22 protein-coding genes are annotated in these 25,214 nt (G+C 64.9%); 14 read left to right on the top strand and 8 right to left on the bottom strand.

What is annotated here, in order from left to right:
* Positions 1-3 precede the first annotated feature (3 nt).
* A complete protein-coding gene (locus tag MVA47_RS08445) occupies positions 4-1,275 on the top strand; it encodes a M18 family aminopeptidase (protein ID WP_247207465.1) in 1,272 nt (423 codons plus the stop codon).
* A gap of 93 nt (positions 1,276-1,368) precedes the next feature.
* Here the strand turns inward: MVA47_RS08445 and MVA47_RS08450 are convergent, their stop codons facing one another.
* The 3 genes from MVA47_RS08450 to MVA47_RS08460 form a co-directional block, all read right to left on the bottom strand.
* A complete protein-coding gene (locus tag MVA47_RS08450; protein WP_247207466.1) occupies positions 1,369-2,688 on the bottom strand; it encodes a VOC family protein in 1,320 nt (439 codons plus the stop codon).
* Positions 2,685-3,194 carry an RNA polymerase sigma factor gene (locus MVA47_RS08455; RefSeq protein WP_247210668.1) on the bottom strand — a complete coding sequence of 170 codons (510 nt, stop codon included), beginning with the start codon at positions 3,192-3,194 and terminating at the stop codon, positions 2,685-2,687. Before MVA47_RS08455 ends, MVA47_RS08450 begins: the two co-directional genes overlap by 4 nt.
* Before the next feature lie 119 nt (positions 3,195-3,313).
* The gene (locus MVA47_RS08460) at positions 3,314-4,588 is read right to left on the bottom strand and encodes a PQQ-binding-like beta-propeller repeat protein (RefSeq protein ID WP_247207467.1); all 1,275 of its coding nucleotides are present in this window, start codon (positions 4,586-4,588) and stop codon (positions 3,314-3,316) included.
* Between the two features lie 75 nt (positions 4,589-4,663).
* On the opposite strand from MVA47_RS08460, the gene MVA47_RS08465 reads away from it, so the two are divergent.
* A complete protein-coding gene (locus tag MVA47_RS08465) occupies positions 4,664-5,680 on the top strand; it encodes a triacylglycerol lipase (RefSeq protein ID WP_247207468.1) in 1,017 nt (338 codons plus the stop codon).
* A 15-nt stretch (positions 5,681-5,695) separates the two neighbouring features.
* Here the strand turns inward: MVA47_RS08465 and MVA47_RS08470 are convergent, their stop codons facing one another.
* A complete protein-coding gene (locus MVA47_RS08470) occupies positions 5,696-6,622 on the bottom strand; it encodes an AraC family transcriptional regulator (protein ID WP_247210669.1) in 927 nt (308 codons plus the stop codon).
* 71 nt (positions 6,623-6,693) lie between these two features.
* Here MVA47_RS08470 and MVA47_RS08475 point away from each other — a divergent pair, with 71 nt between their 5' ends.
* Together MVA47_RS08475 and MVA47_RS08480 are read left to right on the top strand one after the other, a co-directional pair.
* Positions 6,694-7,545 carry an NmrA family transcriptional regulator gene (locus tag MVA47_RS08475; protein ID WP_247207469.1) on the top strand — a complete coding sequence of 284 codons (852 nt, stop codon included), beginning with the start codon at positions 6,694-6,696 and terminating at the stop codon, positions 7,543-7,545.
* Positions 7,542-8,018, top strand: coding sequence for a DUF1772 domain-containing protein (locus MVA47_RS08480; protein ID WP_247207470.1), 477 nt, complete (start codon positions 7,542-7,544; stop codon positions 8,016-8,018). Before MVA47_RS08475 ends, MVA47_RS08480 begins: the two co-directional genes overlap by 4 nt.
* Positions 8,019-8,113: 95 nt before the next feature.
* On the opposite strand, the gene MVA47_RS08485 is transcribed toward MVA47_RS08480, so the two are convergent.
* Complete coding sequence (locus tag MVA47_RS08485; RefSeq protein ID WP_247207471.1) at positions 8,114-8,431, bottom strand: helix-turn-helix domain-containing protein; 318 nt, start codon at positions 8,429-8,431, stop codon at positions 8,114-8,116.
* 76 nt (positions 8,432-8,507) lie between these two features.
* On the opposite strand from MVA47_RS08485, the gene MVA47_RS08490 reads away from it, so the two are divergent.
* Positions 8,508-9,245 (top strand): NAD(P)H-dependent oxidoreductase, encoded by a 738-nt coding sequence (locus MVA47_RS08490; protein WP_247207472.1) that lies wholly within the window; start codon positions 8,508-8,510, stop codon positions 9,243-9,245.
* Between the two features lie 16 nt (positions 9,246-9,261).
* Here the strand turns inward: MVA47_RS08490 and MVA47_RS08495 are convergent, their stop codons facing one another.
* Complete coding sequence (locus MVA47_RS08495; protein WP_247207473.1) at positions 9,262-10,116, bottom strand: alpha/beta fold hydrolase; 855 nt, start codon at positions 10,114-10,116, stop codon at positions 9,262-9,264.
* 59 nt (positions 10,117-10,175) lie between these two features.
* Between MVA47_RS08495 and MVA47_RS08500 the strand changes: the two genes are divergently transcribed.
* Together MVA47_RS08500 and MVA47_RS08505 are read left to right on the top strand one after the other, a co-directional pair.
* A complete protein-coding gene (locus MVA47_RS08500; RefSeq protein ID WP_247207474.1) occupies positions 10,176-10,781 on the top strand; it encodes a TetR/AcrR family transcriptional regulator in 606 nt (201 codons plus the stop codon).
* Between the two features lie 283 nt (positions 10,782-11,064).
* Complete coding sequence (locus tag MVA47_RS08505) at positions 11,065-13,605, top strand: ATP-dependent Clp protease ATP-binding subunit (protein WP_023957391.1); 2,541 nt, start codon at positions 11,065-11,067, stop codon at positions 13,603-13,605.
* A gap of 72 nt (positions 13,606-13,677) precedes the next feature.
* Here MVA47_RS08505 and kstR read toward each other — a convergent pair whose 3' ends face one another.
* On the bottom strand, positions 13,678-14,331 hold the full coding sequence (gene kstR, locus MVA47_RS08510) for a cholesterol catabolism transcriptional regulator KstR (RefSeq protein ID WP_062795870.1): 654 nt from the start codon (positions 14,329-14,331) through the stop codon (positions 13,678-13,680).
* A gap of 236 nt (positions 14,332-14,567) precedes the next feature.
* Between kstR and MVA47_RS08515 the strand changes: the two genes are divergently transcribed.
* From MVA47_RS08515 to MVA47_RS08545, 7 genes are all read left to right on the top strand, one after another.
* Entirely contained in the window at positions 14,568-16,772 is a 2,205-nt protein-coding gene (locus MVA47_RS08515) for an acyl-CoA dehydrogenase (protein WP_247207475.1), read from the top strand.
* 93 nt (positions 16,773-16,865) lie between these two features.
* On the top strand, positions 16,866-17,924 hold the full coding sequence (locus MVA47_RS08520) for an acyl-CoA dehydrogenase family protein (protein WP_247207476.1): 1,059 nt from the start codon (positions 16,866-16,868) through the stop codon (positions 17,922-17,924).
* A gap of 2 nt (positions 17,925-17,926) precedes the next feature.
* Positions 17,927-19,090, top strand: a complete 1,164-nt coding sequence (locus MVA47_RS08525) for an acyl-CoA dehydrogenase family protein (RefSeq protein WP_247207477.1) — start codon at positions 17,927-17,929, stop codon at positions 19,088-19,090.
* A 5-nt stretch (positions 19,091-19,095) separates the two neighbouring features.
* Positions 19,096-20,130, top strand: a complete 1,035-nt coding sequence (locus tag MVA47_RS08530; RefSeq protein WP_247207478.1) for a bifunctional MaoC family dehydratase N-terminal/OB-fold nucleic acid binding domain-containing protein — start codon at positions 19,096-19,098, stop codon at positions 20,128-20,130.
* Positions 20,131-20,180: 50 nt separating this feature from the next.
* Positions 20,181-20,597, top strand: a complete 417-nt coding sequence (locus MVA47_RS08535; protein ID WP_247210671.1) for a MaoC family dehydratase — start codon at positions 20,181-20,183, stop codon at positions 20,595-20,597.
* The gene (locus MVA47_RS08540; RefSeq protein ID WP_247207479.1) at positions 20,594-21,769 is read left to right on the top strand and encodes a lipid-transfer protein; all 1,176 of its coding nucleotides are present in this window, start codon (positions 20,594-20,596) and stop codon (positions 21,767-21,769) included. Before MVA47_RS08535 ends, MVA47_RS08540 begins: the two co-directional genes overlap by 4 nt.
* A 10-nt stretch (positions 21,770-21,779) precedes the next feature.
* Positions 21,780-23,402, top strand: a complete 1,623-nt coding sequence (locus tag MVA47_RS08545) for an AMP-binding protein (RefSeq protein ID WP_247207480.1) — start codon at positions 21,780-21,782, stop codon at positions 23,400-23,402.
* 39 nt (positions 23,403-23,441) lie between these two features.
* On the opposite strand, the gene MVA47_RS08550 is transcribed toward MVA47_RS08545, so the two are convergent.
* Positions 23,442-25,136 (bottom strand): MFS transporter, encoded by a 1,695-nt coding sequence (locus MVA47_RS08550; protein WP_247207481.1) that lies wholly within the window; start codon positions 25,134-25,136, stop codon positions 23,442-23,444.
* Positions 25,137-25,214 lie beyond the last annotated feature (78 nt).

A 25,214-nucleotide genomic window follows, 5' to 3' on the forward strand; every position in this document is an offset into this window, starting at 1 on the left:
ACCATGGTGACCACCTCGGCCGACGCGGCCGGACTGGGTAGGTTCGTCGACGCATCGCCATCGCCGTTCCATGTGTGTGAATCGGTGGCCAAGGCGCTCGAGGCGGCAGGTTTTCGCGAGCTGAGCGAAGAGCATCAGTGGCCGAGCAAACCCGGGCGGCACTACGTGATGCGCGGTGGCTCGATCGTCGCCTGGGACAGCAGCGGACCAGGACGCAGTTTCCGGATTGTCGGGGGTCATACCGACAGTCCCAACCTCCGGGTGAAGCAGAACCCCGGTCTCCACTCGGCCGGCCTGTCGATGGTGGGCTTGGAGAAGTACGGTGGCGCACTGCTCAATTCATGGCTCGACCGCGATCTGGGCATATCCGGCCGGCTGGCGATCCGGGACTCGAAAGGGCTCCGGCGCCGACTGATCAAGATCGACGAACCTGTTCTTCGCGTCCCGCAGCTCGCGATACATCTCTCCGAGGACCGGGCCGGTGTGACGCTCGATCCGCAGCGGCACGTCAACGGCATCTGGTCGGTGGGTGAGAGCGGTCCCGGCTTCATGGAATGGATTGCCGCACAAGCAGAGGTGAGCGTGGATCAGCTCCTCGGTTGGGAGTTGATGACCCACGACCTGGCGCCGAGCCGAGTGGTCGGGGTCAATGACGACCTGCTGAGCGCACCCCGCCTGGACAACCAGGGAACCTGCTACGCCGGTACCCGCGCGCTCGTCGATGTTGTCGAAGGTGGCGTCGGACAGTACATTCCGGTGCTCGCCTTGTTCGACCACGAAGAGGTCGGTAGTGGTTCGGATCGGGGCGCCGCGTCGGAATTGCTGCCCACGGTGCTCGAGCGAATCGTGTTGGCGGGCGGTGGTTCTCGTGAGGACTATCTGCGGTCGATGTCGATGAGTGCGTGCGCCTCCGGTGATATGGCCCATGCCACCCATCCCAATTACCCCGAGCGCCACGAACCGGCACATCAGATCTCCATCAACGGAGGACCGGTGCTGAAGGTCAATCAAAATCTGCGCTACGCGAGCGATGCCGAAGGCGAAGCGCTGTTCGCGGTCGCGGCGGAGCAGGCCGGGGTGCCACTGCAGCGCTACGTGCACCGCGCGGACCTGCCATGCGGGTCCACTATCGGCCCGATCACCGCCACCCGAACCGGTTTGACCACCGTTGATGTCGGTGCCCCGCAGCTCGCGATGCACAGCGCCCGCGAGCTGATGGGAACGGCCGACGTGGGAATGTACTCGGCTGTGCTGGCTGCGTTCCTGAACCCCTGACGCCCCGACCGGCCAGAACCTCCGACTCCGGCCAGATCCTCCGGTTGCAGTCGGAGGATGAGGTCGAAGTCGGAGGGTGTGTGACCGGCGAGGTCAGTATTGCGCCAACCAGAACGGGCTGCCCTGGTCGTCGAGGCATTCGGCGGAGATGGCGTAGGACTGTCGTGCGGGGCCTTCGATGACCATGCCCCCGGCCGTGCGAACTCGTTCGACGGCGGTGTCGATGTCATCGACCACCCACATCGGCACCGACAGCGAATGGTCCTGTCCGCCGGCGATGCCCGTCATCGGGTGGCCGTCCACCACTTCCCAGCCGTCGTCGATCGTGCCACCGGTGAAACTCCAGCCCAGCACCCGACCGTAGAAGTCGCGCCACCGAGAACTGTCCGGGGTGTAGTGGGTCATGTACGTCAGTTCGCCATGACCTGTGCCGTTCACCGGAGGACGCGGATCGTCGCCGTACGGCCGGTATACGGCAAAGGTGACTCCCTGGTTGTCGACGGCGTCGAGCAGTTCGCCGAAGGGGAGCTGTTGCACCTCGCCGGTGGAACCGCCGGCGGCGACGATGTCTGCCCGGGCCCTGTCCAGGTTGTCAACGGCGTACGCGCACAGCATCGTCGGATTCCCGGGAACAGAGAAGATGCCCAACCGTTGCGCGAGGTTGGTGACCTGACCCGTCTCCGAGTCGAACTCCCAGCCAAGGACCGAATTGTAGAAGCGAGCGGCCCGATCGACGTCGGCGGTCCACAGCGAGCAGTAGCCGAGATCGCCGCGTCGGATCCCCTCCACCGGGTTCCGTTCCGGGACAGGGAACGTGGAAGGACCCGTCAGCATCCAGCGGTGACCGAACGGGTCGATGATCGAACCGGTCCGTGATCCGTAGCCTTCGTACGGTTCGCGCTGCACGGTTGCACCGCCGTCGGCTGCCCTGCGTACCGCGACATCGGTGTCGGGCACCGGCAACATCAGCGACACCGAGACAGATTGTGGCGCAGGGGCCTTGAGGCCGACCTCGGCGAACTCGCCGGCAAGGTAGATGACCCCGCCGCCGATCAGGAGTTCGGCGTGGCCGATCTTCCCGTCGTCCATCACGATCGGCTCACCACGCAATTGCGCACCGAGATGCTCGGTGTACCACTCGATGGCGGCGCCGGGGTCGACGACGGTGAGATAGGGCAACGCGCCGGGACGCTCGACAACCGAGGGCTCTGTGGGACTGCGAGATTCAGCGACGCCGACTGACTCGGCGGCATCGAGGGGTTCGGGCACGACATCTGTGGACATGGTCACTCCTTCGGGTAGGTCCAGTCCCCGCTCGAGCCGCGTTCGCAGCCGGCGGGCGAAGGCGGGGTCGGGCGCGACCGGAACATCGTCTGCGGCCAGTGCGGTGAACGGGTCGAGGTCTGGGTTCATGACCGGCCTCCTCTCGGTCGCAGCGACGTGGGACTGGGATCGTTGGTGTCGGGATAGGCCGTGCGGAAGGCCCGCTTGGCCCGGGTGAGCAGCGCCTCGGTGGCCGCGACGGTGCGGCCCAACAGCTCCGCGCATTGACCGACCGTGCAGTCGTCGACGTACCGCAGGGTCAGCACCGCCCGGTGCGTGGTCGACAGCTGGGCAAGGGTGTACTCGGCCACCAACCGGTCCAGGTGGACGTCCCATTCGTCGTCGGCGGGGTCGTCGCGCACCTCGTCGACGGGTGTCGGGGTGCGTTGCATGCGACGCCAGTGGTCTGCCAGTTTGTGTCTGGCGATGCCGATGAGCCATGGGATGGAAGGTTCGGGAGCGTCCACACCACGTGCGCTGTCCATCGCGGCCAGAAACGTCTCCGAGGTGAGATCTTCGGCCACGCTGGTGTCACGTGTTCGCCGCAGCAGGTACCCGTACACGGCCGGCAGCGCCTCGTCGTACAGGTCGAGCAGAGTCCGCCCGGCCGACGGTGGTCCACCGTCCGCCCGATTCGACGTGCTGCCCGCTGTGCCGCTCACATCCTCATAGTCGTCCCGGCGGGGCGTTATCCGACGGCCTCTGGCGAAACTTTTTACGACGGCGCCAGGAGCGAGAGGGTGGTGCCCTCCTCGAGCACGAGATACCCGTCGACGATGGCGGCTTGCCCACCGACTATCGACCGCTGCCAGGCAACTGATCCGTCACCGATGTTGAACGCTGTGAGCTCGCCCGCGTTGCCGAACACGGCGGTGTCCTCGCCCTGGCCGACGCACGTGAGGTAGTCGATGTTGGTACCGGGCTGCCCCGGCTCGGGGCGCGGGACCTCGCCCACCTTCTCCCCGGTCCGCAGGTCGAGGATCGACCGACTTCCGTCCTTGCGGGCGAAAGCGACCACGGAGCCGCACGGCCGCGAGGCCACCTTCGACAGCTCGGGATCGGTGACCTGCCACAGTTTGTCCTTCTGAGCGGGGTCGAAGACCGAGTAGGCGCCCTGGGTCTGCATGACCTGCCCCGGGCCGGACCCGGTGGTCACAGCGAGGACTGCCGGTCCAGACACCAGCTGTTGTCCCTCGTTCACGGAGGTCCGGGTTCCGCCGCGCGTATAGAACTCGACACGAGGGGATCCGGCATCGGTGAACTGCAGGGCCACACCGGTGGGATAGATGCGCAGATCGCACGACGCGCAACCGAACTTGTCGGCCCCTGTCGCCGGATCGATGACGTGCTTGGAGCCATCCGACGCGCTGATCACCACGAGTTCGCCGTCGACCTCTGTCTTCGCCGCCGCCGCAAAAGAACGGGCCCAGAGCTGTGTGCCGTCGGGCTTGTTACGGGTGACCTGATAGCCGGACCCGTTGACCCGGAGGAAGTCCGGCCCCACACCCGCCACCGACTGAGTGTCGTTGTCGGGCGAGACATTCCGCAGTTCGCCGCTTGTCAGGTCTGCGAGATAGAACCCGTCTGGCTGGTCCGCCAGATTCAGGGCGCATCCCACCTCTCCGCTGCCGTTGATCGCGCAAGAACCCAGCCCGGCGTCGATCGGCGTATCCCACAACTGTTCACCGGTGCGGTGGTCGATTGCCGAATAGGTGTTGCCGAGCCCCGACGGATAGGCCACCAACCAGACGTCGCCAAATGTGCCCACCACTTCCGGGGTGTCACCCTCACCGTAGGTCTGCATACTGGTGAGGTCCAGGCTCCACCGCTCTTCTGGTGAGTTCGGGTACGGACGGAGCTGACCGTTGCCGTACGCCGTGGCGTCAGCGGTCGGGTTGACCGAGAACACCAGACCGACGGACACAACCATCGCGACGGACAGCAGGAACACAACGGATCCGATTCCGGGCATGGATCGGCGTTTGGGCATGTCGTCCATCCAATCACGACACCCATACCGACCAGGGTGAACATCGGCTCACGACACACCCCTTAACCTGGACACATGCCCAACAATGCGATCGGTCGCCTCCTGGGCGACGCGATGACGGTGCCGCTTCGCGTGGGTGGGATGCTCCGGGGCCGTGTGCAACCCAAGGCCGGCGCTCTGAACGGGCTCGCAGGCGTGCCGAATCCCGCCGCGGCCGACACTGCGCACGAACGCAAGGTCGCCTACAACTTCTTCTCCGGTATCCCGTACGAACTCCGAAATCCGGGCGGTCACCTTCCCGGTGCGAACGACTGGGACAAGCCGGTGAGCCGCGACCATCCGAATCCGGTGGTCCTGGTCCACGGCACCGGCGGTGGGGCGCAGACCAATTGGGGCACCTATGTGCCGCTGTTGCTCAACGAGGGTTTCTCGGTCTTTTCGCTGACCTACGGCGCGATCAAAGGTGTGCCGTGGCCGCTGTCGGCAATCGGCGGAATGGCGAGGATGGAGGACAGCGCGGCCGAGTTCGGAGAGTTCGTGGACAAGATCCTTGATGCCACCGGCGCCGACAAGGTCGACATCGTCGGACATTTACAGGGGACGCTGATGCCCAGCTACTGGGCGAAGTACCTCGGCGGACACCACAAGATTCGCAAGTACGTGTCCATTGCCCCGCTGTGGCAGGGCACGTCCGCCTTCCAAGGTGTGCTGCAACGAATCAATTTGCCGCTCGGCCTGGATCCGACAAAGGTCCTGCCCTGCTATTCGGCGCCGCAGATGATGGCGGGATCTGACTTCATCTCGAAGATCAACGCTGACGGCGGACCATATCTACCCGGTATCGACTACATCAACATCTCCACGAAGTACGACGAGTTCGTGGTGCCGTACATCAGCGGCCAGCTCCCTGGCGGTGACGATAGGTCGGTCACGAACATCGTTGTGCAAGAGAATTGTTCACATGACTACAGCGATCACCTTGCGATCTGCGGTTCGCAGCGGGCGGCGCTGTACGTCCTCAACTCGCTCGACGATCAAAAGGACGCGCGAGACGTTCCGTGTATGTTCGTGCCACCCTTCTTCGGATCCTGACAGACGCCGGAGTGATCACCCGGCAAGCGATCTGCGGTAGTCGCGCGGGCTCATTCCGCGGACGCGTTTGAACGCGGCACTCAGCGCAAAAGCACTGCCGTATCCCACCTCTCGGGCAACCGCCTCGAGAGTGTGATCGCCCGATGCCAGCAGATCGGCCGCCATGGACAGTCGCCACGTCGTCAGGTAGGTCATCGGTGGTTCCCCGACGAGGTCGTTGAACCGCCGTGCGAGCGCCGCGCGGGATACAGCGCATCGGCGGGCCAGGTCGGACACCGTCCAGGGATGCTCCGGATTGTGGTGGATCAAGGAGAGCGCTTGGCCCACCACCGGATCCGATTCCGCCGCGATCCAGGTCGGCCCCGCCGATTCAGGCCTCGAGAACCATGCTCGCAGGGTGTCGATGAGCAGGAGGTCGAGGAGGCGGTCCAGCATCACTTCTTGGCCCGGCGCTCGCCGCGTCATCTCGTCGGCGAGAAGCGCCGTCAGCGCGGCGTTGCCCTGCACCGTGATCAGCCGGGGGAGTGCGGCAAGTAGTCGAGCCGAGACCTCGCCCGTCGCGCCGTAAGTCCCGACGAGTGACACCGAATCGCCGGCCGCGTCATTGCCCCATGTGCGAACACCGAGATTCATCTCGTCGACCAGATCGGTACCGTCGGCGCGGACGCATCGCTGGCCCGGTTGGATGAACGCGGCCGGCGGCGCCTCCGCGTCGCCGTAGACGTACGGGTCGGGGCCGCGGAGGACCGCGACATCGCCCGGGTACATCGACGTGGTCTCGCCATCGTCGAAGCGCACCGCGGCGGTGCCGCTGACCGCCACCACCACGGTCAAAGGCGCCTCGTCTTCGATTCGCACCGACCACGGCGGTGTCATCACCACCCGCAACAGAAAGGCATTGGCGGCGCGAGGCCCGTTGAGCACACTTCCGAGCGCATCCATTGGACGATTACACATGAAAGTGAGCGTTCAGGCCATGGAAAGGCTCAACGTCGAGGGCTGTACTCGGATGTATGACAACCACAACGCACACCCGTCGTCCAGTTCTCATCATCGGCGCCACCGGCAAGACCGGCCGTCGGGTGGCCGGCCGCCTCGCCGGCCTCGGAGTAACGACCCGACTGGCGAGCCGCTCCGGTGCGACCAGATTCGACTGGGCCGACCGCACGACCTGGGGGCCGGCACTCGATGGCGCCGGTGCCGTGTACATCACCTACCAGCCGGACCTCATCGTCGAACGTTCTGCCGATGATCTCAGGGTGTTTGTCGAGGTCGCACGAGATGCGAACGTCGACAAGCTGGTCCTGCTGTCGGGCCGTGGAGAGCCCGAGGCCCGCGCATGCGAAGAGATCGTGCTGCACTCGGGCACGGCGTCAACGGTGTTGCGCTGCAGCTGGTTCGCACAGAACTTCTCCGAGTCGTTTCTGGCTGACGGGGTGCGTGAAGGAGCGGTGGTGCTGCCTGTGGATGCCGTGGGGGAGCCGTTCATCGATGCCGACGACATTGCCGACGCTGCGGTGACGGTGCTGACGAGGTCAGGTCACAACGGGAGGGTGTACGAGTTGACCGGCCCCAGGCTCCTGACATTCGCCGAGGCCACTGCCCAGATCGCGGCAGCTGCGAATCGTGAGATCGATTATGTGACAGTGTCTCTGGAAGACTACCGGGCGGGAATGGCAGAAGCTGGTGTGCCAGACGACTACGCCGACATGGTCATCTCGTTGTTCGGGACCCTCTTTGATGGGAGGAATGCACACACCACTGACGGGGTGCGTGAACTGCTGGGCCGTGCGCCCACGGATTTTGCCGACTTCATCGAGAAGTCGGTTGCCGAGGGCGCCTGGTTAGACGGAGCTCAGGCATGACTGCGATACGCGAGTCGCTCCTCATCGCAGCGGTCCTGGCCGTCGGTCTGATCGCAGGACTGTTCTGCGCCTTCGCTTATGCGGTGATGCCAGGCCTCGCTCAGACAGACGATCGGGTCTTCGTCTCCTCGATGCAACGCATCAACGTGGTGATCGTCAATCCACTGTTCCTGCTCCTCTTCTTCGGCGGTCTGGCGTTCACCGCGGCGGCGGCAGTATTCCACCGCGGTGAGCCGATCTTCTGGTGGATCGTCGCCGGGGCGGTGACCTACGTGGTCGGGTTGTTGATCACGATGGTGTTCAACATTCCCCTGAACAACGACTTGGCCGCCATCGGTGCATCTTCGAGCATCACCGATCCCGCAGCAGCCAGAGCGGCCTTCGAAAGTGCTTGGGTGCGTTGGAATCTCATTCGCGCGGTGGTGCACACGGTGGCGTTCGCCGTCCTCCTCGTCGGACTGGTCACCAGGTGAGGTTTGGCCCGCTTGTCGTCGCGCCGTCCCGGATCCACGCCTCCAGGCCGTGGATCAGGTGGGGGCCTCGGACTCGGAGGTTGCACTGACCTGGTTCAGGTAGCTCGCCCCCACTCGTTGAGTGCGCGGACCATCGGTGCCAGGGTCTTGCCGAGAGGAGTCAGCGAGTATTCGACTTTGGGGGGCACCTGGGAGTACACGGTGCGCAGCACGATGCCGTCGGCCTCCAACTCGCGAAGTTGACGGGCGAGCACGCGAGGGGTGACGGCGCCGACGGCCCTTCCCAATTCGCCGAACCGCAGGGTGCCCTCGGTCAGGTGCTTGACGATGGTCATCTTCCACGACCCTCCCAGAACGGCAACGGCCACTTCGACGGGGCAGACGTCCGCAGCCTTCTTGATCGCTTCACGCATGACGCTATCCATTCAGTCACTATGGACAAGATTGTGCGTACTGTTCGCTGCGCACCTTTGGCTGCACACTAAGTCCGTGGCAGACAACAACGCAACCAAAGTCCTGTGGGTCCACGGACATCCCGAGTCCGACTCGCTGAATCATCAGCTGATGGAAACCGCGTCCCGGAACCTGCGCTGCCGTGCGGAGGTCACCGTGGTCGACCTGTACGAACTCGGCTGGAATCCGGTCCTGGATTCGGGAGAGCACTCCGGGACCGGTGGCCCAGCGCCCGAAGTGGTTGCGCAGCAGCACCTCCTGCGCGAGTGCGATCTGCTCATCGTCCAGTTCCCGCTCTGGTGGCATGGGATGCCCGCCATCGTCAAGGGCTGGTTCGACCGCGTTTTCTCCCACGGGTTCGCGTACGGGATCAAACACCCCGAGACCGGTCGAACGTTGAAGTACGGCGACGGAGGACTGGCCGGACGCAGAGCGCTCACGATCGTCACCGCCGGTGATCGGCAATCGTCGTTCGACCCTCGGGGGATCAACGGCGACATCGAACTACTGTTGTTTCCGTTGCTTCACGGAACCCTGTGGTACTCAGGCATATCCGCGTTGAGGCCCCACCTCATCGCCGGAACGGACGTACCCGGCTGGAGTGGCGCCGACGACGAGTGCCGGCGGTTGCTCGACCGACTCGACACCGTCTTCGACGAGGAGCCGATTCGCTACCGGGCGTTGGAGTCTGGCGACTATTGCCCTGACAGGACGCTGGCGCCTGAGCATGCGTGGGAGTCGGACGGCCTCGCCATGCACATCCGTGCCGACTGAGTTCGTCGGCACGGAGTCAGCTGGACGATGGTGCCGATGCCGAGATCTTCTCCACCGCACGCACCACTGCGTCGGGTTGATCAAGGGATACGAACGTTCTGGCGCCCCGCACCTCGGTGAACGTCGCGTTGGGGAACTGCGCGGCGAGCCGCCGCCCGAGCGCTGGTTTGAAGCACTTGTCCTTCATGCCCCACACGACGGACACGGGCTTGTCGAATGCGCCGAGGCGGCGCGTCACCTGGTCGAGTTCGGCAGGCTTGATCGAGCGCGCCAAAGCGGCCAGATCGGTTCGCACCGCGTCGGATTCACGCGCTGGTGTCAGCCACGACCTGGTCAGTTCCGGGTCGGGGCGGGTCGCGAGGAGTCCGAATCCGATGGCGGAGTGCCGTATCGCAGTCGCTGAGAGTGCAACGGCGAAAGGTTTGAGGATCGGTTTGAACCTACCGAGTGCAAAGAGGGCATTGAATGGGAACGGCGGGAACGTGTCGAAGGCATCGCAATTGGTCAGTACGAGCCTGCCGACGAACTCGGGATGTGCGTCGATCGCGAACTGGCACAGCGCTCCACCGGTGTCGTTGCCGACGAGAGTGACGTCGTCGAGATGGAGGGCGGCAGCGAAGTCCCGGATCATCGTTGCGAGTCCGCGCGGGGACAGGTCGGCTGTGGGGCCTGCAGGTATCCGTTGAGAGCCCAGCGGCAGTGTCGGCAAGATGCAGCGGTATCCCCGCGCCGCGAGCGAATCGGCGACCGAATCCCAGAGGCGCCCGTCGACCAGCGCCCCATGAACGAACAGCACCGGCGGGTGGGATGAATCCACTGGACCGACGTCCCGGTATTCGAGTGTGCCGTGATTCAGCTCGATGGTCTCCATGGCGGTACCCTTCTGTGGCTATTTACGTACACCTAGCATGGAAGTTACATACAAGCTGCATGGAAGTCAATCGTCGTACTCAAGCCGAGCGCACCGCCACGACGCGGGCTGCGCTGACCTCGGCCGGGCGCACCCTGTTTGCCGAGCACGGATTCAGTGGGGTCGGCACGCAGGCGATCGTCGCCCAGGCCGGCGTAACCCGAGGTGCGCTCTATCACCAGTTCGCAGACAAGGACGAATTGTTCGTCGCGGTCTTCGAGCAGGTGGAGGAAGAGGTGATGGGCAAGGTCACCGAGGCCGTCGTCGCGGCTGGGGTCGATGGCCCACTCGAGGCGATGGAGGTGGGCGTCCGGGAATGGTTGGAATTGTGCGCCGACCCCGAGGTGCACCGGATTATCCTGCTCGAGGCCCCGGTGGTGCTCGGCTGGGAAGCGTGGCGTGAGGCGGGCGCCCGCTACGCGATGGGACTGATCGAGTCGCTGATCGAACAGGCGATCGCCGATGGCACTGCGCCGGCGCAACCGGTACGGCCTCTCGCGCATGCGATGATCGGCGCAATGGACGAGGCGGCGATGTATGTAGCGAGGTCTGCCGAGCCCGAAAAAGCCCGAGTCGAGATGCTCGATGTCGCCCGTAGACTGATTCGCGCCATCACGATCGAATGAGCGAACGCGTTCGCTGACGGCGTATCCCCAGCGCAAACACCCTTGCAAGCTGCGACGTTGACCAATTGTGACCCCCGATCAAGGGGTGCCATCCGAGGCCTCGGCGACACATCTGCGGTGCCGGTGACCTGCGGCCATTACAGTGGGAGCAAGGCTGTTGCAGGTGAGCTATCGGTTCATCGTCGACACTGCCAACCCTGGGAAGACCGGAGCCTGTCGACCAGACACACTGGGAGACGAAGCCGAAGGCCGAGCTCGACCCATAGAAACGTAAGGGAGAACAATGTTCGAACGGTTCACCGACCGCGCTCGCCGGGTTGTCGTCCTGGCCCAAGAAGAAGCGCGGATGCTCAATCACAACTACATCGGCACCGAGCACATCCTGCTGGGTCTGATCCACGAGGGTGAAGGCGTCGCCGCCAAGTCGCTCGAGTCGCTGGGTATCTCCCTCGAAGGCGTCCGCAGCCAGGTCGAGGAGATCATCGGCCAGGGCCAGCAGGCTCCCTCGGGCCACATCCCCTTCACCCCGCGCGCCAAGAAGGTCCTCGAGCTGTCGCTGCGCGAAGCACTGCAGCTGGGCCACAACTACATCGGCACCGAGCACATCCTGCTCGGCCTCATCCGCGAGGGTGAAGGCGTTGCTGCCCAGGTTCTGGTCAAGCTCGGCGCCGACCTCAACAGGGTCCGTCAGCAGGTCATCCAGCTGCTGTCGGGCTACCAGGGCAAGGAGCCGCAGGAAGCGGGCACCGGTGGCCGCAGCACCGAGGCGGGCACACCGTCCACCTCCCTGGTGCTCGACCAGTTCGGCCGCAACCTGACCGCCGCTGCCGCCGAGGCCAAACTCGACCCGGTGATCGGGCGCGAGAAGGAAATCGAGCGCGTGATGCAGGTGCTCAGCCGCCGCACCAAGAACAACCCGGTGCTCATCGGCGAGCCCGGTGTCGGTAAGACCGCCGTCGTCGAGGGCCTGGCACAGGCCATCGTCAACGGCAACGTCCCCGAGACCCTCAAGGACAAGCAGCTCTACACTCTCGACCTCGGGTCGCTGGTTGCCGGTAGCCGGTACCGCGGTGACTTCGAAGAGCGCCTGAAAAAGGTCCTCAAGGAGATCAACACCCGCGGCGACATCATCCTGTTCATCGATGAGCTGCACACCCTCGTCGGCGCGGGCGCCGCCGAAGGTGCCATCGACGCGGCCAGCATCCTCAAGCCGAAGCTGGCTCGCGGTGAGCTGCAGACGATCGGTGCCACCACCCTCGATGAGTACCGCAAGTACATCGAGAAGGATGCTGCCCTCGAACGCCGCTTCCAACCGGTCCAGGTCGGCGAGCCCAGCGTGGAGCACACCATCCAGATCCTCAAGGGTCTGCGTGACCGCTACGAGTCGCACCACCGCGTCTCGATCACCGACGGTGCGTTGGTCGCCGCCGCCACCCTGGCCGACCGGTACATCAACGACCGCTTCCTGCCGGACAAGGCGATCGACCTGATCGACGAGGCCGGCGCCCGGATGCGCATCCGCCGGATGACCGCACCGCCAGACCTGCGTGACTTCGACGACCGGATCGCCGACGCCCGCAAGGAGAAGGAATCTGCGATCGATGCGCAGGACTTCGAGAAGGCGGCAAGTCTGCGCGACAAGGAGAAGCAGCTCGTCACCGAGCGCGCCGAACGTGAAAAGCAGTGGCGCAGTGGCGACATGGACATCGTTGCCGAGGTCGATGACAACGAGATCGCCGAGGTTCTCGGCAACTGGACCGGCATCCCCGTGTTCAAGCTGACCGAGGAAGAGACCACCCGTCTGCTGCGGATGGAAGACGAGCTGCACAAGCGGATCATCGGCCAGACCGAGGCGGTCAAGGCGGTGTCCAAGGCGATCCGCCGTACCCGCGCCGGTCTGAAGGACCCCAAGCGCCCGTCCGGTTCGTTCATCTTCGCCGGCCCGTCCGGTGTCGGTAAGACCGAGCTCTCGAAGGCGCTGGCGAACTTCCTGTTCGGCGAGGACGACGCGCTCATCCAGATCGACATGGGCGAGTTCCACGACCGCTTCACCGCGTCGCGGCTCTTCGGTGCCCCTCCCGGTTATGTCGGCTACGAAGAGGGCGGCCAGCTCACCGAGAAGGTGCGCCGCAAGCCGTTCTCGGTGGTGCTGTTCGACGAGATCGAGAAGGCTCACCAGGAGATCTACAACACGCTCCTGCAGGTCCTCGAGGACGGCCGTCTCACCGACGGCCAGGGTCGTACGGTCGACTTCAAGAACACCGTGCTGATCTTCACCTCGAACCTCGGTACCGGCGACATCTCCAAGGCCGTGGGTCTGGGCTTCTCGCAGTCGAATGCCGAGGGCTCGAACTACGAGCGGATGAAGCAGAAGGTCAACGACGAGCTCAAGAAGCACTTCCGGCCTGAGTTCCTCAACCGTATCGACGACGTCATCGTGTTCCACCAGCTCACCCGCGACGAGATCATCAAGATGGTCGACCTGATGATCGCCCGCGTGGAGACCCAGCTGCGGAACAAGGACATGGCACTGGAGCTGACCGAGAAGGCCAAGAGCCTGCTCGCCAAGCGTGGATTCGATCCCGTGCTCGGTGCCCGTCCGCTGCGTCGCACGATCCAGCGCGAGATCGAGGACCAGCTCTCGGAGAAGATCCTCTTCAACGAGATCGGTGCCGGCGAGATCGTCCTGGTCGACGTGGAGAACTGGGACGGCGAAGGCGAGGGCGAAGACGCCAAGTTCACCTTCGTCGGATCGAAGAAGCCGATCGCTCTGCCGGACACCCCGGTCGAGCTGGCCAAGACCGGTGAGTCCACCGACAGCTAGTCACGACAGCCAAAAGGGGCGCAACCACGAAAGTGGTTGCGCCCCTTTGTGTGCTTATGCAGAGGGTGCGGGTCAGTCCCTGATCTCGGGGTCCTGATCGCGGCCGGCGAGCAGGAGCGTGATGGTGAGTTCCAGACGGTTGGTGACGTCGGTCGCGGACGCGCGGCGGGTCAGCCACTGCACCAGGTTCGACATCCACACGTCGGAGACCACACGGGCGATCTTGAGATCGAGATCGGTGGGCTCACCTTCGACCATCGCATTGGCCAGGAGGCGGTCGATGATGGTCGCCACCTTGTCGACTTCGGCGGCCGCTGAGGCGTCGGCGAACATGAACGCGCGGGTCATCGCCTCGGTCAGCAGCGGGTCGCGCTGCATCGCCATGGTGATCATGTCGAGCACGTGCCGCAGGCGTTCGAGTGACGTGGTGCCACGAAGGCGCGACTTGTCGGCGCGACTCTCGACTGCCTCGAACTCGCGGGCGAGTGCGGTCACCAGCAGGTGCACCTTGGAAGGGAAATAGCGGTAGAGAGTTCCCACGGCCACGTCGGCACGGTCGGCGACAGCTCGCATCTGTACGGCGTCGTAGCCGCCCTTGGAGGCCAGGGCCAGCGTGGCATCGAGGATGCGCCGACGTCGTTCGCGTTGTGCATTCGACCCGAGGTCGACCTCCGAGCCGACGGCGGCATTGCTCGCCGGGGTTCCGGTCGGGATCGGGCTTGCCATCGAGGTCCCACTTTCGTTCAGGTCGACTTCTCGCGTCGGTCTTGTCACGTAGGTCTTCTGGCAACGACACCTTTGAGATGTCGAAACCGACCAAGTACACGGTAATCGCTCATGCCGGAAAAGCGACTTCTCCGACTTTGCGACACGGGCCCCTTCATTCTGCCCCCTGGGACGTGCAATATTAGAACAGGTTCTACTACGCACCGACAATCCCGAGCAGGCAGGATCCGATCTCCGTGACCATTGCTTCCACCCCAGAACATACCGCCGTCGCCGACGCAATTGGTCAATGGTCCAAAAAGGTGTCGGTCATCACCTCGGTCAGGAGTGGCGACGCCGAGGCGAACGGCACCGGCGAAGCCTGGCCTGCGCTGTTCCCGGACTTGGCCGAGCTCGGTGTGTTCGGCGCTGCTGTCCCGGAGCACTGCGGCGGCATGGATGCCCAGTTCGCCGACCTCGCCGTGATGCTCGAGCAGACGGGCTACGACCTGGTGCCCGGACCTGTTGCGGCGACCGCAGTCAGCGCCCTGTTGTCGGCCGTGTCCGGGGCCCCGAACGAGAACGCGTTACTCGCCCAGCTGATCGCCGGTGAGGTGGGCGCCGCGGTGGCCACGTCGGTGCTGTCCGGCGGTCAGGCGCCCACTGCCCACGAACCCCGCCGGGGTGTCCTGTCGGCGAGCGGTGAGCTCGGGTTGGTCGCCGGATACGTCCCCGGGGCGGCGTTGCTCGCCCCGATCGACATCGCCGGAAGCCACCGCTGGGTGCTGCTCGAACCGGGAACCGACGGCATCATCGCCGATTCGGTTGACGCTCTGGACTTCTCGATGGAGCTGGCGAAGGTGCGATTGGACGAGGTGGTGATCCCCACGCGCGACGTGCTGCACCTGTCGGACACCTACGTGCGCGCCACCCTCATCGCAGCCATCGCCGCCCAGGCCTCAGGCGTCGCACGCTGGACTCTCGACACCGCGGTCGAGTACGCCAAGGTGCGCGAACAGTTCGGTGCGCCGATCGGCAGCTTTCAGGCGGTCAAGCACATCTGCGCCGAGATGCTCTGCCGCAGCGAACAGGTCAGTGCCGCCGCCTGGGATCTGGCCGGAGCGATCGACGACCTCACCGAAGCCGAGGGTGACGAGCGGACGAACGCCGTACAGCAGGTGGAGATCAGTGCGGCCGTGGCCGCGGCGACGATCTCTGATCTCACCGTCGACAACGCCAAGGACTGCATCCAGATCCTCGGTGGCATCGGATTCACCTTCGAGCACGACGCGCATCTGTACCTGCGCAGGGCTCTGGCGTGGCAGGCGCAGCTGGGCAGCGCGGCCACCTGGCGCGCACGGGTGGCCGAGTTGAACCGGCAAGGTGTCCGCCGGGTGCATCGGCTGGACCTCGGTGATGCCGAGAAGCGCCGGGCGCAGGTCCGCGCCGACGTCGACTCCATCGCTGCCGCCGACGACCAGCGGCATGCGCTCGCCGAATCCGGGTACCTCACGCCGCATTGGCCGGAGCCCTATGGACTGGCGGCAGAACCGGCACAGCAGGTGCTGATCGACCAAGAACTCGACCGCGCCGGCGTTCGCCGCCCAGATCTGGTGATCGCGGGATGGGCGATCCCGACCATCCTCCAGTACGGCACCGACGAGCAGCGTGAGCGATTCGTCCGCGCCACCCTCGACGGCGAGATCATCTGGTGCCAGCTGTTCTCCGAGCCCGGCGCGGGTTCGGACCTCGCGGCCCTGCGCACGAAGGCCACCAAGGTCGACGGCGGTTGGAAACTCCAAGGGCAGAAGGTCTGGACCTCTCACGCACACACGGCCGACTGGGCGATCTGTTTGGCGCGTACCGACCCGGATGCACCGAAGCACAAGGGCATCACCTATTTCCTCGTCGACATGAAGTCCGAGGGCATCGAAACCCGACCGCTCCGCGAGATCACCGGGCGCGCGCTGTTCAACGAGGTGTTCCTCGACGATGTGTTCGTGCCCGACGACTGCGTGGTGGGGGAACTGAACAACGGCTGGCGGCTGGCCCGCACCACCCTCGCCAACGAACGGGTTGCGATGGGCGGTTCGGCCCTCGGCAAGGAGATGGAGGCACTGCTCGCACAGATCGAGGGGCGCCGGCTCGACGCGGTCGAGTGTGCCGAACTGGGCGAGCTGATCGTGCAGGCCCAGCTGGGTCAGGTTCTCGATCTGCGCGCGGTGCTCGGGTCGATCAACGGCACCGACCCCGGAGCCGCCTCGAGCGTGCGCAAACTGATCGGTGTCCGGCACCGGCAGGCGGTGCCGGAGTTCGGCCAGCGACTGCGTGGGCTGGACGGTCTGGAGTACTCGGAGAGGGCTGACGAGTTCCTGCTCAACCGGTGCCTGTCGATCGCCGGCGGCACCACACAGATCCTTGCGACCGCGGCCGCCGAACGCCTGCTTGGACTGCCGCGCTGAGTGCTGGACCGGGTGTCGACAACACGTAGCTGACGCGCGCCCGACTCTGATACAACTAGAACAGGTTCTAATTCACTGAAGAGGTGCAAAACGGTGGACTTCACGCTCGATTCGACAGCCCAGACTGTGAGCGATGTCATCGCCTCCGTGCTGGAAAGGCACGAGTCGGTGTGGGACGCCTCACTGTCCGACGCCGGCGGCTTCGAGGGTTCGTTGTGGTCGGCCCTCGCCGACTCCGGACTGCTGGCCCTGCCGCTACCCGAGGCGCAGGGCGGTGACGACGTCGCAGTCGGGGGACTGACCCCGGTGCCGACCGCGCTCGGCCGTGCTGCCGCGATAACTCCCGCGATCGGAACGTTGCTGTCCGGACTTGCACCACTGGTGCAGCGTGCGCCCGACGTCGCGGCCGACCTGGGTGCCAAGGTGCAGGCGGGCGGCTGGCTCGCGGCCGCGATCAACGAACCCGGCGCCCCGATGACCTCCACCCCGCACACCGCCGTTTCTGGTGGCAAGCTCTCGGGCGTCAAGACCGGTGTGCTCCACGCCGAAGGCGCCACCGCGCTCCTCGTCGCCGCAGACGCGGGTGTTGTGGTCGTGTCACCCGGGGACGACGGCGTGAGGATCACCCGCACCACGTCGTCATCGGGCTGGGGTGAGTACACGGTCGAGTTCTCGGATGTGCCGGCCGACATCGTGATCGGTGGCGACCCGGTGTGGCTCACGCAGCACCACGCCCTGGGAATCGCGGCCTATGCGGACGGGCTGATCGCCGGCGCGATGAAGCTGACCGCCACCCATGTGTCCGAGCGCATCCAGTTCGACAAGCCGATCGGCACGTTCCAGGCCGTTCAGCAGCAACTCGCGGACATCTACGTGGTGGCCCGATCGATGACCCTGGCCACCACGTCGGCGGGATGGCGCCTGAGTGAAGGTCTCGACGCCGGAACGGACCTGGCTTTGTCCGGTTATTGGCTGGCACAGGAGATCCCGGCAGCCATGCGCACCATGATCCATCTGCACGGCGGTGTCGGTGTCGACCTGACCTACCCGTTGCACCGCTACTTTTCTCTGGCCAAAGACCTTGCCCGCCTGGTCGGTGGGCCCACTGACCGACTCGACGCACTCGCCGAGCAGGTCGAGGCAGGAGCGTGACAATGTTCATCGATCTCACCCCCGAGCAGCGCGCGCTGAAGATGGAATTGCGCGAGTATTTCTCGAACCTCATCTCGCCCGAGGATGCGGTCACCATGCTCACCGAACGGCACGGGCCCACGTACCGCAAGGTGATCCGTCAGATGGGCAAAGACGGGTGGCTCGGCGTCGGGTGGCCAAAAGAGTACGGCGGCAGGGGCTTCGGCCAGATAGAACAGCAGATCTTCGTCAACGAGGCCGCTCGGGCAGACGTGCCGTTGCCTGCGGTCACCTTGCAGACCGTCGGTCCGACACTCCAGGTGTACGGGACCGACGAGCAGAAGCAACGGTTTCTCCCCGACATCCTGGCCGGTGAGGTGCACTTCGCCATCGGCTACACCGAACCCGACGCCGGCACCGACCTGGCGTCGCTCAAGACCACAGCGGTGCTCCAGGGTGACGAGTACGTCATCAACGGCCAGAAGATCTTCACCACGGGCGGGCACGACGCCGACTATGTGTGGCTGGCATGCCGCACCGACAAGGATGCTCCCAAGCACAAGGGCATCTCGATGATCATCGTCGACACCAAGGACCCCGGCTACAGCTGGACCCCGATCATCACCGCCGACCACGCCCACCACGTGAACGCCACGTACTACTCCGATGTGCGCGCGCCCGCGAGCATGGTGGTCGGTGAGGTCAACGGCGGCTGGCGATTGATCACCACCCAGCTGAACCACGAACGGGTCATGTTGGGGCCGGCCGGACGGCTCGACGGTCTGCTGGCCCGCATCACCGACTGGGCCGGCCGGCCAGGGCCCGATGGCACGGTTCCCGGCAAACACACCGACGTCAAGCGGGCGCTGGCCGAGCTCCACGCCTACTACCGGATCAACGAACTGCTCAACTGGCAGGTCGCCTCGGGCGGCGACTCGATCTCCATGGCCGACGCCGCAGCCACCAAAGTCTTTGCCACCGAACGACTCCAGCGGGTCCACCGCTTGATCGACGAAGTGCTCGGCCGGCACGGCGACTTCTCGGATCCCGCGACCGCCGAGCTCGCCCAGTGGTTCGACGTTCAGTCCAAGCGCAACGTCGTCATCACCTTCGGTGGCGGCGTGAACGAGGTGATGCGGGAGATGATCGCGACCGCGGGTCTCGGACTGCCGCGTGGAAAGCGTTGAACACGATGGCATCTGATGCAGCCGCGATCATCGCGGCCACCGACGCGGTCCGCGCTGCCGGTACCAGTGCGCCCATCTCAGGTCGCGATCCGATCAACACCCCGATGATCAACAACTGGACCGAGGCGCTCGGCGACACCAACCCCATCTACTCCGACGACGCAGCAGCCCGTGCGGCAGGCCACGACGGCGTTGTCGCGCCTCCGGCAATGGCCCAGGTGTGGACGATGCGGGGCCTCGGAGGCGTGCGCGCCGAGGACGATCCACTCGGCCAGGTCACCGAGATACTCGATCAGGCGGGCTACTCGTCGGTGGTCGCGACCAACTGTGACTCGACCTACCATCGCTACACCAGTCCGGGTGAGCACGTCACCATCGAGGCTGCGCTGACCGACGTCGTCGGCCCCAAGCAGACCGCGCTGGGCGAAGGCTGGTTCTTCACCACCAAGAACATCTGGAAGGTCGGCGACGAGGTGGTGGCCGAGATGGATTTCCGGATCCTCAAGTTCCGCCCCGCCGAAAAGTCGCTGCCAGCAGAATCGCCGGCGCCCGAACAGGCTGCGGGCGAGGTCATCTCGTCTCTCGGGTCGAACACAGACGACTTCGAGCCGGCGAAGATGATGCGACCCACGCCATCCCTTGACACGCTGTTCTTCTGGGACGGCGTGCGTGCGCACGAACTCCGAATCCAGCAGCGTGCCGACGGATCGCTGCAGCACCCACCGGTGCCCGCATTGTGGAAGCCGACGGGCGAGACCACCGACTACGTGGTGTCGTCGGGCCGGGGCACCGTCTACAGCTACGTGGTCCACCATGCACCGCAGGTGCCCGGACGACGTGTGCCGTTTGTGATCGCTCTCGTCGAACTCGACGAGGGGGTGCGGATGCTCGGAGAGCTCCGTGGGGTCGACCCGGCGCAGGTCGAGGTGGGCTACCCGGTACAGGTGGAGTTCATCGACTTCCCGGCAGGTGAGGACGGAGACACCCAGGCATGGACGCTCTATGCCTGGCAGCCCGCGAAAGCAGGAGAACAGTCGTGAGTACACAAGTGGTACCGCCCGCCACGCCTCCCGACGTCAAGGAGGGGGACATGCTCCCCGAACTGACGATCGAGGCCACTCCGACCTTCGTGGTCTCGACCGCATTGGCCACCAGGGACTTTCAGGACGTGCACCACGATCGCGACCTCGCGCATCAGAAGGGGTCGAAAGACATCTTCGTCAACATCCTCACCGACACCGGTCTGGTGCAGCGATACATCACCGATTGGGCCGGTCAGCGAGCGCAGATCCGGTCGATCAAACTGCGTCTCGGCGTGCCCTGGTACGCCTACGACACCCTCACGCTGACCGGGACCGTCACCTCGGTCGCCGACGGTCTGGTGAACGTCGAGGTGGTCGGGACAGACAGCCTTGGAAAGCACATCACCTCGCAGGTGTCACTGGTGATGGATCGCACCGTCGCCGGCGCACTGCCTGAAACGAGTCGAGCGGGGGTTGCCGGATGAGCGGTCAATTGTCCGGCGCCGCAGCGATCGCCGGAATCGGCGCCACCGACTTCTCGAAGAACTCCGGTCGCAGCGAGTTGCGGCTCGCAGCCGAGGCGGTCACCGCGGCAATCGCCGACGCAGGTCTGACACCCTCCGACGTCGATGGCCTGGTCTCGTTCACCATGGACACCAACACCGAGATTGCGGTCGCGCGCTCTGCCGGGATCGGCGAGCTGAAGTATTTCTCGCGTATCCACTACGGCGGTGGTGCGGCTTGCTCCACGGTGCAGCAGGCAGCCATGGCCGTGGCCACCGGTGTCGCCGATGTCGTTGTCGCGTACCGGGCGTTCAACGAACGGTCGGGAATGCGGTTCGGTCAGGTGAACACCTCGCTGGTGGCCCAGGACAACTCCTCGGGCACCGACAACGCGTTCAGCTACCCGCACGGGTTGAGCACCCCTGCCGCGTTCGTCGCCATGGTCGCTCAGCGATACATGCACGAGTACGGCGCCACGAGTGAGGATTTCGGCCGGATCTCGGTGGTGGACCGCAAGCATGCAGCGGTCAATCCGAACGCGTTCTTCTATGGCAAGCCGATCACCCTTGAGGACCACCAGAACTCGCGGTACATCGCCGAGCCGCTGCATCTGCTCGACTGCTGTCAGGAATCCGACGGTGGCGTGGCGTTTGTCGTGGTCTCGGCCGAGCGGGCCAAGGATCTGCCCCATCCGCCGGCCGTCATCGCCGGTGCGGCATCGGGGAGTGGCAACGACCAATACATCATGACCAGCTATTACCGTGACGAGCTCGCCGGTCTTCCAGAGATGGGTCTGGTCGGCAGGCAGCTGTGGGAGCAGTCCGGACTCGGTCCGGACGACATGGATCTGGCGATCCTGTACGACCACTTCACGCCGTACACGTTGATGCAGCTCGAAGAACTGGGCTTCTGCGGCAGGGGAGAGGCAAAGGACTTCGTCCGCGAACCCGGCGCGCTCGAGGTCGGCGGACGGTTGCCACTCAACACCCACGGCGGCCAGCTCGGCGAGGCGTACATCCACGGGATGAACGGCATCGCCGAGGCCGTACGGCAGCTTCGCGAAAAGTCGGTCAATCAGGTTCCCGGTGCCAGTAAGGTCGTCGTCACCGCCGGAACTGGCGTTCCCACAAGTGGTTTGGTACTCACAGCTTAGGAGTTGCGCGATGGGGTTCAATCTGGCGGATGTCTTCGAGACCGTGGCGGACGCGGTTCCGGACACGGTGGCGCTCACCTACGAGGGCGTCGACCACAGCTACCGACAGCTCGAGGTCGAATCGAACAAGGTGGCCCACATGCTGACCGCAGCCGGTGTCGGTGCGGCCGAGCATGTCTCGTTGTTCCTCAAGAACAGCGTGGAACACGTGACCACCATCCTCGGCGTCATCAAGATCCGCGCCGTACCGATCAACATCAACTACCGATACACACCGGCAGAGCTGCTCTACATCTTCGAGAACTCCGATTCGGTTGCGATCGTGGTCGAGGAAGCCGAGCACCAGGACAATCTCGCCACGATCGTCGGCCAGATCCCGACGTTGCGAACGATCTTCGTGATCGGCGTGATCACCGAACAGCTGTCGGTGGCCGCCGCGGACGCGGGCGTCGACGTTCGGTTGTTCGATCCGTCGGGTCAGTCGGAGGCGCGTGACTTCGAGCCCAGGACCGGCGATGAGCTGTGGGTCCTCTACACGGGCGGAACAACGGGATATCCCAAAGGCGTCATGTGGCGACACGACGATTTCTTTCACAAGCCCCTGTCCGGCGGCAATCCCTACGAGGACAAACCCCGCAAGGACCTTGCCGAGATCGGCGCTGCAGCCAAGGAATTCCCCGGTCTGTCCTTCTTGATAGCGGCGCCACTCATGCACGGCGCAGCCCTGTATTCACTGTTCACCTTCCTCACCTTGGGCGCCAGACTGGTGCTGATGCGTGCTTTCGATCCGGAGAAGGTCGTGCGGTCGATCGAGGCCGACAAGGTCAATGTGGTGCTGATCGTCGGGGACGGCATGGGTTCCCCCTTGGCCGACGCGATGCAGAAACTCAAGGACGAGGTCGACATGTCGACGCTGTTCTCCATCACCTCCGGCGGTGCGATCTGGTCGGTGGGTGTGCGGGAGAAGATGCTGGCCGCCAAGCCGGACCTGTTGCTGCGCGACAACTTCGGAGCGTCGGAAACCGGCAACGACGGTGCCTTCGAAGTCCGCGAGGACGGCACGCTTGCGATGCCACCCACCTCGAAGATGACCGTGGTCGACGAGAAGCTGAACGTGATCGAACCCGGTACCGGAGACGTGGGCATGATCGCCCGCATCGGCAGGGTCCCGCTCGGCTATTACCGGGACGAGGAGAAGTCGGCACGTACGTTCCCGACACTGCCCGACGGGACGCGTCTGGCTGTGCTCGGCGACATGGGACAGGTGGAGGCCGACGGGACGATCGTGTTCCTGGGCCGCGGGTCGCAGTGCATCAACACCGGAGGCGAGAAGGTCTTCGCCGAGGAGGTGGAGGCGTGCCTCCACGCACACCCCTCTGTTGCGGACGCGCTTGTTGTTCCCGCACCCGATGAGCGGATGGGTCAGAAGGTGTCTGCGGTCGTCGCGATTCGTCCCGACGCTCTAGAGCCCGATCTCGACGAGATCCAGGCCCACTGCCGAACGATGCTCGCCGGGTACAAGATCCCGCGGCTGCTGGTGGTGGTGGACGAGATCAAGCGCACGCCGGCCGGCAAGGCGGACTACCGATGGGCCAAGCAGGCTGCGCTGGATGCGACGGGCACGCCGGTCTAGTCCTCAGCGGCGACGAGTGGCCCGTTAACCCGGGCCCGGTCAGTCGGTCGAGGTCTTGGCCGCAGCCGCGGTGGCGGGGTGCTCGGTGGGCAATTCGCCCACCGTGGCGTCCTGCCCGCCCATCGCCTTCGGGGTGAAGATGGCCAACAACACCGCACCGGCGATTCCGATCGCGCCGAGAACGATGCAGGCGGTGTTCATCGGTCCGACAAAGGCCTCTTTTGCACCCTCGGAGATCTGCGCCGCGAGTTCGGGTTGGCGCGGCGCGATGCCCTGAGCAACCTGCAGCGCTTCGGCGAGTGTGCGCGTGATGTGTTCGCCGATGGAACCGGCAGCAGAGGTGGCCTGTTGCGCCTGTTCCGCCTGGCCGGCCGCCTGCAATTGACTCGCGGCCTGGGTCAGCTGGTTCTGGGCCGAATCAGCGGTCGGCTGAACATCTCTCGTGTAGCCGGCGGCCAACAGGCTGCCGGCGATGGCGATTCCGAGCGCCGAGCCCAGTTCTCGAGCGGTGTCGTTGACCGCCGAGCCGACTCCCTGATTGTCGGCAGGGGTGTTCACCATGATCCCGGTGGTGGACGGCGCGGTCGCGATACCCAGACCCGCCGCCATGACAACCAGCGACACCGCGATCGTCCGGTACTCGGTGTGGTCGATGACGCCCAACATGATGACGCCCACGCCCATGAAGAAGGTGCCGACCGCCAGGATCGCACGCAGATTGATCTTCACCGCAACCCAGTTGCCCAGCAACGAGAAGATCATCACGACCACCACAAGGGGGAACATCGCGACGGCCGACTTCAACGGGGAGTAGCCGAACACCAACTGCAACCGCTGCAGCAGGACAAAGAACACACCGAAGGCGACCAGGAACTGGAGCATGATGCTGAAGGCGCCGGCTGAGAAGGCCCGGTTGCGGAACAGCGTGACGTCGAGGAGGGGCTGGGCCCGCCTCGTCTGAAGCATCCAGAAGACCCCGATCAGGGCGACACCGCCGACCAGTGCGGCGATGACAAGCGGGTTGACCCATCCGCGGTGCGGAGCCTCGATGAGACCGAACACGACAAGCGCGATGGCTGCCGCAGAGCTGATCGAGCCGATCAGATCGAAGCGTTTCGAGGTGGAGTCGCGAGATGTCGGGATGGTGCACGAGAGCACAGCGGTGGTTCCTGCTGCGACGGCGAACGCGATGAAGATCGAATGCCAGTCGAAGAACTCAAGCAATATCCCGGTGACGAAGAATCCGCCGATTGCCCCGATTCCGGCCACGCCGGCCCAGATGCTCACAGCCAGTGGTCGTTTGGACTCCGGCACCCCGGAGGTGATCAGCGACAGGGTCGCCGGCATCGCAAAGGCGGCACCCACACCGGTGAAACAGCGCGAGGCGATGAACAGGTTCGGATCATTGATCCACACCGGCAGGAGGGAGCCGATGGCGAAGATGATGAGACCACCGACCAGAGCCAGGCGGCGGCCATATCGGTCGCCCAGAGCGCCCGCCGGCAACAGCAGGGCGGCCAGGGTCAGCGTGTATCCGTCGATGAGCCAGGTCAGCTGGTTCGAAGTCGCCTCGATGTCCGGAGCGATCTCGGGAATCGCGGTGTTCAACGCGGCCATCGCAGCCACGACCATCGAGACGGCGGTGCACACCACAAAGATCAGCCAGACGGTTCGGAGTCCGAACTTCTCGTCTGCTCCCGAATCGCTCGGCGACGCCCCCACAGATGTCTTCATCCACTCAAAGTAGTCGAGTGGAACGTGTTCTAAACACACCTTCGTGTTGTGTAATCGTTATCACGATCCCACGGTGTG

Source organism: Williamsia sp. DF01-3 (assembly GCF_023051145.1).
GTDB lineage: Bacteria > Actinomycetota > Actinomycetes > Mycobacteriales > Mycobacteriaceae > Williamsia.

Bases quoted from the DNA above. Each gene is read 5' to 3' on its own strand.
- MVA47_RS08485 (WP_247207471.1), bottom strand. From the start codon at position 8,431: ATGCGTGAAGCGATCAAGAAGGCTGCGGACGTCTGCCCCGTCGAAGTG.
- MVA47_RS08460 (WP_247207467.1), bottom strand. From the start codon at position 4,588: ATGCCCAAACGCCGATCCATGCCCGGAATCGGATCCGTTGTGTTCCTG.
- MVA47_RS08475 (WP_247207469.1), top strand. From the start codon at position 6,694: ATGACAACCACAACGCACACCCGTCGTCCAGTTCTCATCATCGGCGCC.
- MVA47_RS08450 (WP_247207466.1), bottom strand. From the start codon at position 2,688: ATGAACCCAGACCTCGACCCGTTCACCGCACTGGCCGCAGACGATGTT.
- MVA47_RS08480 (WP_247207470.1), top strand. From the start codon at position 7,542: ATGACTGCGATACGCGAGTCGCTCCTCATCGCAGCGGTCCTGGCCGTC.
- MVA47_RS08535 (WP_247210671.1), top strand. From the start codon at position 20,181: ATGCTCCCCGAACTGACGATCGAGGCCACTCCGACCTTCGTGGTCTCG.
- MVA47_RS08540 (WP_247207479.1), top strand. From the start codon at position 20,594: ATGAGCGGTCAATTGTCCGGCGCCGCAGCGATCGCCGGAATCGGCGCC.
- MVA47_RS08525 (WP_247207477.1), top strand. From the start codon at position 17,927: ATGTTCATCGATCTCACCCCCGAGCAGCGCGCGCTGAAGATGGAATTG.
- MVA47_RS08495 (WP_247207473.1), bottom strand. From the start codon at position 10,116: ATGGAGACCATCGAGCTGAATCACGGCACACTCGAATACCGGGACGTC.
- MVA47_RS08470 (WP_247210669.1), bottom strand. From the start codon at position 6,622: ATGGATGCGCTCGGAAGTGTGCTCAACGGGCCTCGCGCCGCCAATGCC.
- MVA47_RS08530 (WP_247207478.1), top strand. From the start codon at position 19,096: ATGGCATCTGATGCAGCCGCGATCATCGCGGCCACCGACGCGGTCCGC.
- MVA47_RS08550 (WP_247207481.1), bottom strand. From the start codon at position 25,136: ATGAAGACATCTGTGGGGGCGTCGCCGAGCGATTCGGGAGCAGACGAG.
- MVA47_RS08545 (WP_247207480.1), top strand. From the start codon at position 21,780: ATGGGGTTCAATCTGGCGGATGTCTTCGAGACCGTGGCGGACGCGGTT.
- MVA47_RS08445 (WP_247207465.1), top strand. From the start codon at position 4: ATGGTGACCACCTCGGCCGACGCGGCCGGACTGGGTAGGTTCGTCGAC.
- kstR (WP_062795870.1), bottom strand. From the start codon at position 14,331: ATGGCAAGCCCGATCCCGACCGGAACCCCGGCGAGCAATGCCGCCGTC.
- MVA47_RS08505 (WP_023957391.1), top strand. From the start codon at position 11,065: ATGTTCGAACGGTTCACCGACCGCGCTCGCCGGGTTGTCGTCCTGGCC.
- MVA47_RS08465 (WP_247207468.1), top strand. From the start codon at position 4,664: ATGCCCAACAATGCGATCGGTCGCCTCCTGGGCGACGCGATGACGGTG.
- MVA47_RS08500 (WP_247207474.1), top strand. From the start codon at position 10,176: ATGGAAGTCAATCGTCGTACTCAAGCCGAGCGCACCGCCACGACGCGG.